Origin of the sequence: Pseudomonas sp. EMN2 (assembly GCF_009650555.1) — a bacterium.
In the GTDB taxonomy this organism is placed as follows: domain Bacteria; phylum Pseudomonadota; class Gammaproteobacteria; order Pseudomonadales; family Pseudomonadaceae; genus Aquipseudomonas; species Aquipseudomonas sichuanensis.
Genome location: NZ_VZZR01000017.1, coordinates 1 through 14744 on the forward strand (window position 1 = coordinate 1; position 14744 = coordinate 14744).

Below are 14744 nucleotides of genomic sequence, written 5' to 3' on the forward strand. Positions count from 1 at the left end.
CTAAAATCTGGCGCAGTCCCTGTGGGAGCGGGCTTGCCCGCGAACACCGGCGCAGCCGGTGCCATCCACCGCGCCGCCTGCTTCGCGGTGGTCCGGCACTCCGGTAAACCCGCTCCCACAGAGGGATCGACAACGGCAAAATTTCCCTCGTCATGGTTTGAACATCGCCCCCTTTCTGGCCTCCAACGTTTGATGCCTCGCCATCTTTCGCCAGGAGCCCTGCCATGCTCACTTGCTCTCCCGCAGCGCCATGAAGATGCCCTGCCGCGCACCCAATGCCTGCCTGCAACTGGATTACGTCCGCGACACCCTGTTCGGCCCGGTGGCCTCGAGCGTCGAATGCCAGGCACAACTCGCCGCCCTCACCCTGCAAGGCCGCCCTGCGTTGCGCCTGCATATCTGCCCGCCGCTGCCGGACAAGGTCGAGCGCGCCCACAGCGTGGCGTTTGTCTGGGATGGCCGCAACTACCGCGGCGTGGTCCGCGAGCAAGGTCGGTGCGGTGATGGTGGGTTGAATCTGCTGCTCGAGTTGCAATAAGGCGTTGTTCAATGGCGGCGAAACCGCCTGAACAGCGCCCGGTCAGCACACCTGGGCCGACCGGGCACGACGCCCTCAGGCGATAGCCTTGAACGTCTGCGCTTGCGCGTGGTGGTGCTGTTTGAGCTGCGCCACCAGCGCCACCAGGTCACGGCAACTGTTGAGGCTGGCCACCGACACCTCGGTGGTGAAGCACTCTCCCAGGTTGTCGCCCTGGCTCAGGCGGATGGTGAGGTGTTCGCCGTCCGGGCAGCTCACCTCACAGTGATCGGGCAGGCAGCCCTGTTCGATCATTTGCCGCATCTCAAGCATCGAAACGCCTATCAACGACATGGTACGACCCTCTCTATGCTGGATGGCCTGTTGTGTGTGGTTACGCCGTAAACCGGCGCAGTGCCAATTGATATTGCCCATGCCCTGGGGTTGGTCCATTCGCCCGGGCAATGATGACGCGCAAGATCCTCTAGCACCTTAGTGGAAGAAAACCACCCTGCAGGCAGGGTTCGATCAATGACGGCAACTTGGCGACAGATGGCAGGCACATGACCGTTCGTCCCCAGTCACCCGCATCGGGTAAAACTTTTCCGCCCTGGGGCGGCTCCCACAATCAGGCATGGACCCGCTTGACCAAAGGAACCCCGATGATCGACGCCAAACTCTACGTGATCGACTACGCACTGCACGGCCAGCACAAGACGTTCATCATCCGCGCCGAGCGGATGGACAACGCCGAGGCCTGGCACTGGGCCAGTTGCGATGCCGGTGTGGGTCGTATCGGTCGCTACGACCGCGAGAAGATCCGCAAAGTCAGCCGGCCGATGGCCGAGCGCTACGGCATCAGCGAAGTCAGCTGGCGCCAGTCGGGCCAGTGAGCGCCAACGATGCCCACAGGTGCTGCGCCGCATAAGCGCGCCATGGCCGCCAGGCCAAGGCCCGCTCGGCCAGCAGCGCCTGCGGCCCCTCCAGCAGGCGCAGGGCCTTGACCAGTGCCACATCGCCCAACGGCAAAGCATCTTTGGCCCCCACCTGGCGCAGGGCCAGGTAGTGGGCACTCCACGGGCCGATGCCCTTCAAGCTGCACAAACGTGCGAGCACCGCGTCCAGGGTTTGCCCAGGGTGCAGCAGGTTAGGCTGCTCGAGCAACGCCCTGGCCAGGGTGCCGAGGGTTGCCGCCCGCGCCCGTGGCATACCCAGCCCTTCGAGTTCAGCCGCTGCCACGGCCATGGCCGATGGAAATACATGGCTCAGCGCCGCCGCCTTCACCTGCAGCAACGCCCCATGCCGCGCCACCAGGCGCCCGGCCAAAGTCATCGCCCCGGCCACGCTGATCTGCTGGCCGAGCACCGTGCGCATGGCCTGTTCGAACGCATCCCAGCCCTGGGGTACTCGCAAACCGGGGCGCGCGGCGAGCAGCCCGGCCATCAGCGCATCACCGGCCAGCCCGGCGACGATTTGTGCAGGACACGCATCCAGGTCGTAGACCCGGCGCAGGCGTGCGATCAACCCCGGCAACAGCGCCGGCGCTACGTGATGCAGACGTACCTGCAGCCAGGGGCCTGCTACCGGGGTCGCTTCCAGCACGCCCTGCCGCCCGCAATGGACGAAACTGCGCCGGTACACGCCATCTATGAAGGTTTCGATACCGGGGATGCAGCGCGCAGCCAGGAACGCCTGGGTCGAGGGCCAGTGATAGGGCGGCTGGTAGCGCAGCCAGAGCAGGTGCACACCGCCCGGGCGCAGGGCGCGGCGGACGGCGTGGATAGAAGAAAGGCGGGTCATGGGAGGTCGATAAGTCCTGACAGGCAGCCTTCGGGGCTGTTGCGTGGCCCAATCGCTGGCAAGCCAGCTCCCACAGGGGATTGGCGCTGTACCTGTGGGAGCTGGCTTGCCAGCGATCGGGCCTTGAGGGCAACACCAGACGGTTGCCCCACAAGCCCCTCAAAAACTGCGCTGTGCCTATGGGCCGGCAAACCGGCGACGAGGGGTCATCATGCGCGCTGCCCAACCTAATGGCGAGCCCTCGTCAGGATCGAACCTCGACCTCCTCATCCCGCCGATGCGCCCACTGGTACAACGCTGGCAGCACCAACAAGGTCAGCGCGGTGGACGACAGGATGCCGCCAATCACCACGGTCGCCAGCGGCCGTTGCACCTCGGCGCCAGTGCCGGTGGCCAAGGCCATGGGGATGAACCCCAGCGACGCCACCAGTGCGGTCATCAGCACCGGGCGCAGGCGGGTCAGCGCGCCCTCCTCGACCGCCGCACGCAGCCCTCGGCCCTCTTCGCGCAGGTTACGGATGAAGGCGATCATCACCAGGCCATTGAGCACTGCCACCCCCGACAGTGCGATGAACCCCACCCCCGCCGAGATCGACAGCGGGATATCCCGCAGCCACAGCGCCAACACGCCGCCCGTAAGGGCGAACGGGATACCGGTGAACACCAGCAGGCCGTCCTTGAGGTTGTTGAACATCATCAACAGCAACGCCATCACCAGCAGCAACGACACCGGCACCACCACCCGCAGGCGCTCGGCGGCCGACTGCAACTGTTCGAACTGGCCGCCCCAGCGGGTCCAGTAGCCCGGCGGGATCTGCACCTTGTCGATCAGCGCCTGCGACGCCTCTTCGACGAACGAGCCAAGGTCACGGCCGCGCACGTTGGCGCTGACCACCACCACCCGCTTGCCGTCCTCGCGGCTGATCTGGTTGGGGCCCAGTTGCAGGTTCAAGGTGGCCACCTGGGACAACGGGATGAAGCCGATCTGCGTGGCGCCGCTGGCGGCACTGGCGGGCACCGGGATCAACAGGCTGGACAGCCCGTCGACATCGGTGCGCAGGGCTTCGGGCAGGCGCACCACCATGTCGAAGCGGCGGTCGCCCTCGTACAGGGTGCCGGCGCTGCGCCCGCCCACGGCGATGGCGATGGCGTCCTGCACGTCGCCCACGTTCAGGCCGTAACGTGCGGCCTTGTCGCGGTCGATGTCGATGGTCAGCACCGGCAGGCCGGTGGTCTGCTCGACCTTCACTTCCGAGGCCCCCGGCACCTGCTGCAGGCCGGCGGCGATCTGCGCGGCAGTGCGGTTGAGCACTTCCATGTCGTCACCGAACACCTTCACCGCGACATCGCTGCGCACCCCGGAGATCAGCTCGTTGAAGCGCAGCTGGATCGGCTGCGACAGCTCGTAGTTGCTACCCGGCACGCTGGCTGCGGCGCGTTGCACTTCGGCGATCAGCTCATCCCGCGGTTTGCCCGGGTCTTGCCATTGCTCGCGCGGCTTGAGCATCACGTAGGCATCGGAGATGTTCGGCGGCATCGGGTCGGAGGCGATTTCCGCGGTACCGGTACGGGCGAACACCCGCTCCACTTCCGGTACCCGCTCGATGATGGTTTTTTCCAGGCGCTGCTGCATGTCCACCGACTGCGACAGGCTGGTGCCCGGCACACGCAGGGCCTGCAGGGCGAAATCGCCCTCGCTGAGGCTGGGGATGAACTCGCTGCCCATACGGTTGGCCAGCACGCCCGACAGCAGCACCAGGGTGGCGGCGCCGGCAAAGGCCAGGTTGCGCCGACCCAGCACCCAGTCCAGCACCGGGGCATAGCGGCGGCGCGCGGCGCGCATCACCACGCCCTCCTCTTCCTTGACCTTGCCGGTAACGAACAGCGCGATGGCCGCCGGCACGAAGGTCACCGAGAGGATCATCGCCCCCAGCAGCGCCAGCACCACGGTGAAGGCCATGGGGTGGAACATCTTGCCCTCGACCCCGGTCAGGGCAAAGATCGGCAGGTACACCACCATGATGATCAACTGCCCGTAGATCAGCGGCCGACGCGCCTCGCGGGCGGCGGCGAACACTTCATGGAAGCGCTCGGCACGGGTCAGGATGCGGCCATGGCGCTGCTGGGCGTGGGCCAGGCGGCGAATGGCGTTCTCGACGATCACCACCGCGCCGTCGACGATGATGCCGAAGTCCAGGGCGCCGAGGCTCATCAGGTTGGCGCTGACCTTGTTGCTGAACATGCCGGTGAAGGTGAACAGCATCGACAGCGGGATCACCATGGCGGTGATCAGCGCCGCGCGGATGTTGCCCAGGAACAGGAACAGCACGGCGATCACCAGGATCGCGCCTTCGATCAGGTTCTTCTTCACCGTGGCGATGGCTTTTTCGACCAGGTTGGTGCGGTCGTACACGGTAACCGCCACCACGCCCTTGGGCAGGCTGCGGTTGATCTCCTCCAGCTTGGCGGCCACGGCCTGGGACACGGTGCGGCTGTTCTCGCCGATCAGCATGAACACCGTGCCCAAGACCACCTCACGGCCGTTCTCGGTGGCCGCGCCCGAGCGCAGCTCCTGGCCCAGGCCCACCTCGGCCACATGGCTGACGCGGATCGGCGTGCCATCGACACTGGAAATGACGATGTTGGCGATGTCCTCGGCCGAAGCCACCTGGCCCGGCGCACGGATCAGCAGCTGTTCGCCGTTGCGCTCGATGTAGCCGGCGCCGACGTTGGCGTTGTTGCGCTCCAGTGCCGCGATCAGGTCGTTGAGGGTGAGTTTGTAGGCCGCCAGGCGCTTGGGCTCCGGCGCGATCAGGTACTGCTTGGCATGGCCGCCGATGCTGTTCACCTCGGCCACGCCCGGCACGTTGCGCAGCTGCGGCTTGATGATCCAGTCCTGAATCACCCGCAGGTCGGTGGCGGTATAGGGCGTGCCGTCGTCCTTCAGCGCGCCGTCCTTGGCCTCCACGGTCCACAAGAATATCTCGCCCAGGCCGGTGGAAATCGGCCCCATGGCTGCCTCGATGCCTTCGGGCAGTTGCTCACGCGCCACCTGCAGGCGCTCGTTGACTAGCTGGCGGGCGAAGAAGATATCGGTGCTGTCATCGAAGATCACCGTCACCTGCGACAACCCCGAGCGCGACAGCGAGCGGGTCTGCTTGAGGCCCGGCAGGCCGGCCATGGCGGTTTCGATGGCGAAGGTGATGCGCTGCTCGGTTTCCAGCGGTGAGTAACCTGGCGCGGCGGTGTTGATCTGCACCTGGACGTTGGTGATGTCGGGCACCGCGTCGATGGGCAGTTTCTGGTAGCTGTGGATGCCCACGGCGGCCATCAGCACCACGGCGAGCATCACCACCAGGCGTTGCTCGATGGCGAACTGGATCAGGCGTTCGAACATGTCAGGCGTTCCCGGTCAGTGGCTGTGTTCGGCCGAGCCTTTACCCAGCTCGGACTTGAGGACGAAGCTGCCGGCGGCAGCCACCTGGGTACCGGCGGCGAGCCCTTCGTGGATCTCCACCTGGCCGCCATCGCGACGGCCTGGTTTTACCGGGCGGGCCTCGAAGCCTTCCTCGGTACGAGCGAACACCACGGTCTGCTCTTCCCAGGTTTGCAGGGCCGCTTCAGGCACCACCACGGCCGCGTCGAAACGCTCGACGGTGACGGCGATGTTGACGAACAACCCCGGGCGCCAGGCGCCATTGGGGTTGGCCAGGGTAGCGCGTACGGTGGCGGCGCGGTTCTGCTCGCCCAGCAGGCTGCCGACGTAGTTGACCTTGCCTTGCACCTGGGCGCCGAGGTCCGGTGCGCTGACGGTCACGCCACGGCCGCTGACCACTTTGTCCAGGTCGCGCGGGGCCACGGCAAAGGTGGCCCAGACTCGGCTCAGGTCAGACAGGGTGAAGGCGTTGCTGGTCTCGTCCACCACTTCGCCCACGGTCAGGTGTTTCTCCACCACCACCGCATCGAACGGCGCGCGCAGCTCATAGCGGTTGCCCTTGCCGGCCGGCGCCACGGCGGCGACCTTCTGCCCGGCGTTGGCGGCGGCGATCTCGGCCTCCTGCAGGGCCTGGCGGGCCTGCAGGTAGTCCTGCTCGGCGCTGATGCGCTCCTGCCACAGCTGCTTTTCGCGCTCGAAGGTCAGGCGTGCCAGTTCCAGACGGCGCTGGGCCGCCTGCTGCTCGCTGCGCAGCTCGGAGATCTGCTGACTGGCGATCACCGCCAGCACCTGGCCGCGCTTGACCGCCTGACCGAGGTCGGCATGCACCGACTCGACCACGCCGGGTACCCGGGGGACCACGTGGGCGGTGCGGTCTTCGTCGAAGCGGATCTCGCCGGGGAAGCTGATGGCGGTGCCCAGGGTTTGCGGGCCTGCGGTGACCAACTGCACGCCGGCGGCTTGGATCTGTTCGGCGCTGAGGTGCAACTGGCCCTCTTCTTCGGCGTGGCTTTCACCTTCGGACGCACCATGGCCGTGGCCATCGTCCTTTGCTTCGGCATGGCCGTGGTCTTCTTCGCCATGGTCATCGTGCTGGGCCTGGCTGCTGGAGGCCTGGCCGAGGGTGCCGGTCCAGGCCAGGCCGCCGAGGCCGAGGGCGGCCAGGGCTGCGGCGAGGATCGCGAGTTTGCGGGGGTTGGTCATGGAGGCTCCTGCTGGGGGAAATCGTCAGTTGCAATTCGGGCCCATCGCGGGGCAAGCCCGCTCCCACGCTGCTGTCTTGCGTGGGAGCGGGCTTGCCCCGCGATGGGCTGCGGCTCAAAGCTCGCCGTAGATGCGCTCCACCTGGGCCCGGGCATCGGTGGCCGAGGCCAGCGCCTTGAGGTACAACCCGCGCGCCTCGATCAAGGTGCGCTGGGCGTCGAGCACATCGAGAAACGCGAACTTGCCCATTTCGAAGCCTCGGGTCGCGGTGTCCACCGCCTGCTGCGCCGCCGGCAGGATGGTGCGGTCGTAGGCCTGCACCTCGCCCATGGCCGTGGCCCACTGGTCGAGGGCACTGCGGGTATCGCTGCGCAGGCGCAGCTCCACGGCATTGCGCAGGTCGCGGGCCTGGTCGGCGCGGCGCGAAGCGGCCAGCACGTTGCCCTGGTTACGGTCGAACAGCGGCAGCGGCATCGACAGCCCCACCACATTGACCCGCTCACGGTCCTCGCGGCTGTACTGGCTGCCGACGCTGACGGTCAGGTCGGGGATGCGCTTGGCCTTCTCCGAGCCCAGGCTGGCCTCGCCGCGCTCGATCTGCGCCGCGGCCAGGCGCCAGTCGGCGGTTTGCTCGACCTTGCCCAGCAACTGCTCGGCCTGGGGTGCCGGGCCGGGTGACAGGGTGGTGCCGTCGAGGCTGTCGAAGCCTGCCTGGGCGCTGCCGGTCAGCCGCGCCAGAGACTGCCAGGCCACGCTGCGCTCGGTACGGGCACGGCGCACCGCCGCCTCGGCCTGGGCCAACTGCACCTGGGCGCGGGTGGCCTCGACCGGTGACGACTGGCCGGCCTTGACCCGCCCTTGCACCACCCGCAGCCCGCGCTCGGTCAGGGTTTGGGACTGCTGCGCCAGCTCTAGCGCGGTCTGTGCGCGCAGGGCGGCGTGGAAGGCCTGGATCACGTCGGCGCGCAGGCCATTGCGCTGGCGCTCAAGTTCCAGTTGGGCGACCGTCTGGCCGGCCTCGGCCACGTCGATGCGCGCCCCGCGCTTGCCGCCCAGTTCCAGCGGTTGGCTCAGGGTGACGGTTGTGGTGCTGGTATCGCGGCGGGTGTCCTCGACCTCCCAGGACAGCTCTGGGTTGGGGATCAGCCCGGCCTGGCGGCGCTCGCCCTCGGCAATGCCGATCTCGCGGCCGGCGGCGGCGAGTTCGGGGTTTTCGGCGAAGGCGGCGGCGAGCGCCTGGTCCAGGCTCAGGCCCTGGGCGCTGGCTGGGCCGGCCAGCAACAGGCAGAGCAAGGCGATCTTGCGGGGGATGGGCACGGCTTGAGTCCTCGTCGACGCGCGGCGGAATACGTTGGCGAGGGACTGTAGGGAGCGGTGGTTATCGGGGGGGTGGCGTGAAGATTACAATTTTGTAATTTCGGGGGGCCTGGCCTGGATCGTAGGTGGGCCACCAGGTGTAGGGCGACAGCCTTGCAGCGCTCGATCTCATAGGCGCAGCAAAAACCCCGGCGAACCCATTCCAGCCCCACCCAGTCCGATAATCGCCCATTTTCCAAACCAGCCATTTGACGAAACTAACCGGGTAGTACAAAACTCAAGGTATCCAAAAACAACAAAGCGATACCCCGCCATGACACCCCGAATCCTCGTGCTCAACGGCCCCAACCTGAACCTGCTGGGCACCCGCGAACCGGCCCAGTATGGCCACGAAACCCTGGCCGACCTGGCCAACCTGTGCGCCACCAGTGCCGCTGAACTGGGCCTGGAGCTGGAATTTCGCCAGACCAACCACGAAGGCGAACTGCTCGACTGGATCCACGCCGCCCGTGGCCGCTGCCACGGCATCCTGATCAACCCCGCCGCCTGGACCCACACCTCGGTCGCCATCCGCGACGCGCTGATCGCCAGCGAACTGCCGGTGATCGAAGTGCACCTGTCCAACGTGCACAAGCGCGAACCGTTCCGTCACCTGTCGTTCGTCTCCAGCATCGCCGTCGGCGTGATCTGTGGCCTCGGCAGCCAAGGCTACAAGATGGCCCTGGCGTACTTCGGCGCGCACTTCAAGGAGCAGGCATGAGCACTCCAGGCATCCTCGCCGGCCTGATCGGCCGTGGCATCCAGGCCTCGCGCACCCCGGCGCTGCACGAACACGAAGGCGATGCCCAGGCGCTGCGCTACCTGTACCGGCTGATCGACGCCGACCGACTGGGCGTGGACGACAGCGCCCTGCCCCAGCTGCTGGATGCGGCCGAACGCACCGGCTTCACCGGGCTCAACATCACCTTCCCGTTCAAGCAGGCGATCCTGCCCTTGCTCGACGAACTGTCGGACGAGGCAAGGGGTATCGGCGCGGTGAACACCGTGGTGCTGCGTGACGGCAAGAGGGTCGGCCACAACACCGACTGCCTGGGCTTCGCCGAGGGCCTGCGGCGCGGTCTTCCGGATGTAGCCAAACGCTTGGTGGTACAACTGGGCGCCGGTGGTGCGGGCTCGGCGGTGGCCCATGCGCTGCTGGCCGAAGGGGTCGAGCGGCTGGTGCTGTTCGAGGTGGACGCTGCCCGGGGCCAGGCGCTGGTGGACAACCTTACCCAACGCTTCGGCGCCGGCCGCGCCGTCCTCGGCAGCGACTTGGCCTGCGCAGTGGCCGAGGCCGATGGCCTGGTCAACACCACGCCGGTGGGCATGACCAAGCTGCCGGGCATGCCCCTGCCGGCCACGCTGCTGCATGCCCGGCTGTGGGTGGCGGAGATCATCTATTTCCCGCTGGAGACGGAACTGCTGCGCCATGCCCGGGCCCTGGGCTGCCGCACGCTGGATGGCGGCACCATGGCGGTGTTCCAGGCGGTGAAGGCGTTCGAACTGTTCAGCGGGCGCACGGCCGATGCCGAGCGCATGCAGGCGCATTTCGCCAGTTTTGAATGAGGAACCATCGCGGGGCAAGCCCGCTCCCACGCTGTCTTGGCTGGTGTGGGAGCGGGCTTGCCCCGCGATGGGCGTTACGCGATCAAGCCTTGATGTAGCGCATCACCGCCTCGCAGATCACCTGCTTGTGGCGCTGCTTGACCTGCTCGTCCGACAGGTCGATCTGGAAGATATCGCCAAAGGTGTGACGGTTGGACACCCGGTAGAAGCAGAACGAACTCATCAGCATGTGCAGGTCGATCACCTCGATCCCCGGGCGGAACACGCCTTCGCGCACGCCACGGGCGAGGATCTTGCCCAGCGCATCGAGCACCATGCTGCTCATCTCACGGATCACCGGCGACTGCTTGACGTACTCGCCGTAGTGAATGTTCTCGGTGCAGACAATGCGCACGAAATCGACGTTGTTGGCGTGGTGATCGAAGGTGAACTCCACCAGGCGCTGGATCGCCTGCTCAGGCTCCAACGACTCCAGGTCGAGGCTGTGCTCGGTCTTGCGGATATCGCCGTAGAGCTTGACCAGGCACTCGACGTACAGCTGCTCCTTGCTGCCGAAGTAGTAGTAGATCATGCGCTTGGAAGTGGCGGTGCGCTCGGCGATGGCGTCCACCCGCGCGCCGGCCAGGCCTTGCTGGACGAACTCGGTGATGGCGGCCTGGAGAATGTTCTCGCGGGTCTTCTCCGGGTTGTTCTTGCGCGTTTTGCGCACCCCTTCGGCTTCTGGCTGGACTACCGAATCACTCATACCGACTCACAGGCTCATTGTAGGAATCCGCCGGATTATCCGTGAGCCGAGCGGCGCAGGGAAGCGCGCTGTTGGTCGGGTGGTCAGGTTTGACCCATCAGGCCTCATCGCGGGGCAAGCCCGCTCCCACGCAGTTGAGACAGTGGCGTGGGAGCGGGCTTGCCCCGCGATGCTTCACAACACCGGCTTGCGCCCTGCCCCGCTACGCGCCTTGGCCATCGCGGCCAAGCGCACCGCCACATTGGCCGCGCCGTAGCCGGCATAGCCACCCTTGCGCTGCAGGATCTCGAAGAAGAACCGCCCTTCGAACGGCTCGGTGTACACGTGGAACAGCTCGCCGCCCTGGGCATCGCGGTCGTACAGCACGTTGTAGTACGCCAGTTCACTCAGGAACTCATCGTCGAAATCGAAGCGCGCCGCCAGGTCGTCGTAGTAGTTCAGCGGGATCTCCAGCAACGGCACCCCGGCCTCCTTGGCCCGGGCCACTTCGCGGAAGATGTCGTCGCAGTCGAAGGCGATATGGTGCACACCCGAACCGCGATAACTGTTCAGCGCATGGGCGATGGCGGTATTGCGGTTCTCGGAGATGTTCAGCGGCACACGCAAAGTGCCGCAGTGGCTGCGCAGGGCGCGGCTCTTGACCAGGCCATAGGGGTCAGGCAGTACCACCTCGTCATCGGCGGTGAAATCGAACACGCTCTTGTAGAACAGCACCCAGCTGTCCAGCGCCTCGGCGGGCAGCGCCAGGGCCATATGGTCGATGCGCTGCAGGCCGCCGCTGGCGCTGACGCCCTGCTCCAGGCAAAAGTCGGTATCGTAGATGCTCAGGCCTGCGCCTTCGGGCTCTACCAGGTACAGCAGGCTGCCATCCGGCGCCCGCACGGACGGGATCTCCCGCTCGTTGGGGCCGACCAGGCCACGGAACGGCTGGCCGCGGTAGGCGGTGGCGCGATGCAGCGCCGCCTGGCCGTCCTTCACCCGCAACGCGGTGGCGCACAGCGACGGGCCGTGGGCCTCGAAGAAGTTGTGGGCGAACGAATAGGGTTCGGCATTGAGCACGATATTGATATCGCCCTGGCGCAGCAGGCGCACGGCCTTGCTGCGATGCGCGCCGGCCTCGGCGAAGCCCAGGCGCTTGAGCCACACGCCCAGGCGCGCGCCGACCGCCTCGTCGACCGCAAACTCAAGAAACTCCACGCCGTCGTAGGCGCTGGCGGCAGGCGGCGCAAACAGCACGCCCGGTTCGACGGCCCGAGCCTCACGCGCCAGCTGCAGGCGGGTCTTTTCTTCCAGGTACAGCAGCGAGCGCAGGCCATCGGCGGCATTCTGCCGAGGGGGCGCGGCGCGAAAACCATCGTTGAACACCTCCAGCGACAACGGCCCACGGTATCCCGTGGCCAGGATCGGCGCGAGGAAACCGGCCAGGTCCATCTCGCCCTGCCCCGGGAAACAGCGGAAATGCCGGCTCCACTCCAGCACGTCCATGGCCAGGATCGGCGCATCGGCCATCTGCACGAAAAAGATCTTGTCGCCCGGGATGTCACGGATGGCGCTCGGGTCGCCCTTGAGCGACAGGGTGTGGAAGCTGTCGAGGATCACCCCCAGCGCCGGGTGGTCGGCCTGGCGCACCAGGTTCCACACCTGCTGGTAGGTGTTGACGTGGCGGCCCCAGGCCAAGGCCTCGTAGCCGATGCGCAGGCCACGGTCACCGGCGTGCTCGGCCAGCAGGCGCAGGTCGTCCACCAGCAGTTGCTCATCGCCCAGGGCATCGGGCTGCACGTTGCTGCATACCAGCACCAGGTCGGTGCCCAGCTCCTGCATCAGGTCGAACTTGCGTTCGGCGCGGTCGAGGTTCTTGTGCAAGCGGTCGCGACGGCAGCCCTCGAAGTCGCGAAATGGCTGGAACAGGGTGATGGCCAGCCCCAGGTCGGCGCACATCTGGCGGATTTCACGGGGGCTGCCGGCGTAATACAGCAGGTCGTTTTCGAAGATCTCGACGCCGTCGAAGCCCGCGGCGGCGATGGCTTCGAGTTTCTCTGGCAGGGTGCCGCTGAGGGACACGGTGGCGATCGAACGCTGCATGGCGGGTGTTCCTTGTTATTGGCGGGGTGAATTGAACTCATCGCGGGGCAAGCCCGCTCCCACGCAGTTGAAGCGGTGGCGTGGGAGCGGCGGTGCGCCGATGCGACTTGCCCCGCGATCAGCTGGCACGATCGATTATTCGCAGGTAAAGTCGCCCCGGCAATGCACTTTGTACGAAACAGTTAGTTTTTGTTCGATTACCGAACAAAACCCGTTTCGACGAATTGATTCACCCCGCCCCGTGAACAACCATGAACACCAGTCGCAGGCCCGCCGGCCTTTCTTGCTGCCACGCCGGTCGTTCGGCGGAACCTGCGCTGTACAGCCCAACGTCACCACATAATAAGTTCAATAAAACGGGTACCGACCTATGCTCAGCTTCCTCGCCCTGCGACCCGCATCGCCTCGTTCGTCTTCTCCCCATAGCCCCGTTGCCGTGCCCCGCGCGCGCTGACCACCGGCCCCTGACAAGAACAACGGAGACAACATGGCCCACTCAAGTTCCCAAGCCAAGAAAGCCACCGCCAGCGGATGGATCGGCTCTGCCCTCGAGTACTACGACTTCTTCATCTATGCCCAGGCCGCGGCGCTGATCTTCCCGCAGATTTTCTTCCCCAACACCGACCCGAAGATGGCCATCATCGCCTCGCTGGCCACCTACGGCGTGGGCTACCTGGCGCGCCCGGTGGGTGCCTTCGTGCTCGGCCACTGGGGTGATACCCGTGGGCGCAAGAACGTGCTGCTGCTGTGCATGTTCCTGATGGGCCTGTCGACCATGGCCGTGGGCCTGCTGCCCACCTACCACGACATCGGCCTGCTCGCCCCGGCGCTGCTGGTGGTGCTGCGCCTGGTGCAGGGCTTCGCCGTGGCCGGCGAGATCTCCGGGGCCAGTTCGATGATCATGGAGCACGCCCCCTTCGGCCGCCGCGGCTACTACGCAAGTTTTACCCTGCAGGGCGTGCAGGCCGGCCAGGTAATGGCGGCGGCGGTGTTCCTGCCACTGGCCTACTTCATGCCCAGCGACGCGTTCAACGAGTGGGGCTGGCGCATTCCGTTCCTGATGAGCGCCGTGGTGCTGATCGCCGGTTTCATCATCCGCAAAGAGGTGCATGAGACCCCGGCCTTCGTCCAGGAAGAAAAACAGGACAAGGTGGCCAAGTCGCCAATCAGCGAAGCCTTCCGCCACAGCTGGAAGCACATGGTGCTGGTGATGTTCATGGCCCTGATGAACGTGATCCCGGTGGTCGCCACCATCTTCGGCGCGGCCTACGCGGTGCAGCCGGCCTACGGCATCGGCTTCGACAAGAGCGTGTACCTGTGGATCCCGGTGGTGGGCAACATCGTCGCGGTGCTGGTGATCCCCTTCGTCGGCAACCTTTCCGACAAGATCGGCCGCCGCCCGACCATGATCGCCGGTTGCCTGGGCTCGGGCCTGCTGGCCTTCGTCTACCTGTACGCGATCAGCATCCAGAACGTGCCGCTGGCGTTCGTCGCCTCGATCGTCATGTGGGGCATGGTCTACCAGGGCTACAACGCAGTGTTCCCAAGCTTCTACCCAGAGCTGTTCCAGACCCGCTACCGGGTTTCGGCCATGGCCATCGCGCAGAACATCGGCACCATGCTCACCGCCATGCTGCCGGCGCTGTTCGCCATGGTGGCGCCACCGGGCTCGGACAACATCCCGATGGTGGTCGGTGGCTTGGCGTTCTTCATTACCTGCGTGTGCGCCTTTGCCGCGTACCTGGCGCCAGAGACGCACCGCCTGGCCATGGAGGATCTGGGCAATCCGCAGGCCCAGCCCATGGAGCGCGAAGCCTATGAAGCCAGCCGCAAGGGCAGTTTGAAGGCGTTCACTCACTAACAACCAAGGGCCGCTCAGCGGCCCTTTTGCTATCCCCTTGGAACACGCGCCACTCACCAAAACGGGTGATTTCGGCGATTGCGCGGGTGTGGGAGCATTTCTCCAACCCCAGGGCCCAGGACCGGCGCCCGTTCAAGCAGAGGACCTGCCCCCGATTGCATCCCCCTTGCGCGACTTC

Annotated in this window: 12 protein-coding genes; 5 read left to right on the top strand and 7 right to left on the bottom strand. The window is 66.3% G+C overall.

The annotated features are described in order from the left end of the window. Positions 1-250: 250 nt before the first annotated feature. Positions 251-538, top strand: coding sequence for a hypothetical protein (locus tag F6X61_RS06685; protein WP_153785929.1), 288 nt, complete (start codon positions 251-253; stop codon positions 536-538). Positions 539-613: 75 nt separating this feature from the next. Here the strand turns inward: F6X61_RS06685 and F6X61_RS06690 are convergent, their stop codons facing one another. Further along, a complete protein-coding gene (locus tag F6X61_RS06690) occupies positions 614-871 on the bottom strand; it encodes a DUF1652 domain-containing protein (RefSeq protein ID WP_125463799.1) in 258 nt (85 codons plus the stop codon). Positions 872-1179: 308 nt separating this feature from the next. Between F6X61_RS06690 and F6X61_RS06695 the strand changes: the two genes are divergently transcribed. Further along, complete coding sequence (locus tag F6X61_RS06695; protein WP_110995934.1) at positions 1180-1410, top strand: DUF6555 family protein; 231 nt, start codon at positions 1180-1182, stop codon at positions 1408-1410. Here the strand turns inward: F6X61_RS06695 and F6X61_RS06700 are convergent. The 4 genes from F6X61_RS06700 to F6X61_RS06715 form a co-directional block, all read right to left on the bottom strand. After that, positions 1385-2317 (bottom strand): DNA-3-methyladenine glycosylase, encoded by a 933-nt coding sequence (locus F6X61_RS06700; RefSeq protein ID WP_153785930.1) that lies wholly within the window; start codon positions 2315-2317, stop codon positions 1385-1387. The two genes, F6X61_RS06695 and F6X61_RS06700, sit on opposite strands and share 26 nt — an antisense overlap. A 244-nt stretch (positions 2318-2561) precedes the next feature. Next, positions 2562-5714, bottom strand: coding sequence for an efflux RND transporter permease subunit (locus tag F6X61_RS06705; protein WP_153785931.1), 3153 nt, complete (start codon positions 5712-5714; stop codon positions 2562-2564). Between the two features lie 15 nt (positions 5715-5729). Next, the gene (locus F6X61_RS06710) at positions 5730-6956 is read right to left on the bottom strand and encodes an efflux RND transporter periplasmic adaptor subunit (RefSeq protein WP_153785932.1); all 1227 of its coding nucleotides are present in this window, start codon (positions 6954-6956) and stop codon (positions 5730-5732) included. 114 nt (positions 6957-7070) lie between these two features. Continuing rightward, positions 7071-8273 (bottom strand): TolC family protein, encoded by a 1203-nt coding sequence (locus F6X61_RS06715; RefSeq protein ID WP_153785933.1) that lies wholly within the window; start codon positions 8271-8273, stop codon positions 7071-7073. A gap of 313 nt (positions 8274-8586) precedes the next feature. Between F6X61_RS06715 and aroQ the strand changes: the two genes are divergently transcribed. After that, complete coding sequence (gene aroQ, locus F6X61_RS06720) at positions 8587-9033, top strand: type II 3-dehydroquinate dehydratase (protein ID WP_110995939.1); 447 nt, start codon at positions 8587-8589, stop codon at positions 9031-9033. Further along, positions 9030-9878 carry a shikimate dehydrogenase gene (locus F6X61_RS06725; protein ID WP_153785934.1) on the top strand — a complete coding sequence of 283 codons (849 nt, stop codon included), beginning with the start codon at positions 9030-9032 and terminating at the stop codon, positions 9876-9878. Before aroQ ends, F6X61_RS06725 begins: the two co-directional genes overlap by 4 nt. Positions 9879-9960: 82 nt before the next feature. Here the strand turns inward: F6X61_RS06725 and F6X61_RS06730 are convergent, their stop codons facing one another. Then, on the bottom strand, positions 9961-10623 hold the full coding sequence (locus tag F6X61_RS06730; RefSeq protein ID WP_153785935.1) for a TetR/AcrR family transcriptional regulator: 663 nt from the start codon (positions 10621-10623) through the stop codon (positions 9961-9963). Positions 10624-10797: 174 nt separating this feature from the next. Then, positions 10798-12705, bottom strand: a complete 1908-nt coding sequence (gene quiC, locus F6X61_RS06735; protein WP_153785936.1) for a 3-dehydroshikimate dehydratase QuiC — start codon at positions 12703-12705, stop codon at positions 10798-10800. Positions 12706-13192: 487 nt separating this feature from the next. Here quiC and F6X61_RS06740 point away from each other — a divergent pair, with 487 nt between their 5' ends. Next, a complete protein-coding gene (locus F6X61_RS06740; protein WP_153785937.1) occupies positions 13193-14566 on the top strand; it encodes an MFS transporter in 1374 nt (457 codons plus the stop codon). Positions 14567-14744 lie beyond the last annotated feature (178 nt).

Coding starts and splice junctions, on each gene's coding strand:
- F6X61_RS06685 (WP_153785929.1), top strand. CDS start 251: ATGAAGATGCCCTGCCGCGCACCCAATGCCTGCCTGCAACTGGATTAC.
- F6X61_RS06690 (WP_125463799.1), bottom strand. CDS start 871: ATGTCGTTGATAGGCGTTTCGATGCTTGAGATGCGGCAAATGATCGAA.
- F6X61_RS06695 (WP_110995934.1), top strand. CDS start 1,180: ATGATCGACGCCAAACTCTACGTGATCGACTACGCACTGCACGGCCAG.
- F6X61_RS06700 (WP_153785930.1), bottom strand. CDS start 2,317: ATGACCCGCCTTTCTTCTATCCACGCCGTCCGCCGCGCCCTGCGCCCG.
- F6X61_RS06705 (WP_153785931.1), bottom strand. CDS start 5,714: ATGTTCGAACGCCTGATCCAGTTCGCCATCGAGCAACGCCTGGTGGTG.
- F6X61_RS06710 (WP_153785932.1), bottom strand. CDS start 6,956: ATGACCAACCCCCGCAAACTCGCGATCCTCGCCGCAGCCCTGGCCGCC.
- aroQ (WP_110995939.1), top strand. CDS start 8,587: ATGACACCCCGAATCCTCGTGCTCAACGGCCCCAACCTGAACCTGCTG.
- F6X61_RS06725 (WP_153785934.1), top strand. CDS start 9,030: ATGAGCACTCCAGGCATCCTCGCCGGCCTGATCGGCCGTGGCATCCAG.
- F6X61_RS06730 (WP_153785935.1), bottom strand. CDS start 10,623: ATGAGTGATTCGGTAGTCCAGCCAGAAGCCGAAGGGGTGCGCAAAACG.
- quiC (WP_153785936.1), bottom strand. CDS start 12,705: ATGCAGCGTTCGATCGCCACCGTGTCCCTCAGCGGCACCCTGCCAGAG.
- F6X61_RS06740 (WP_153785937.1), top strand. CDS start 13,193: ATGGCCCACTCAAGTTCCCAAGCCAAGAAAGCCACCGCCAGCGGATGG.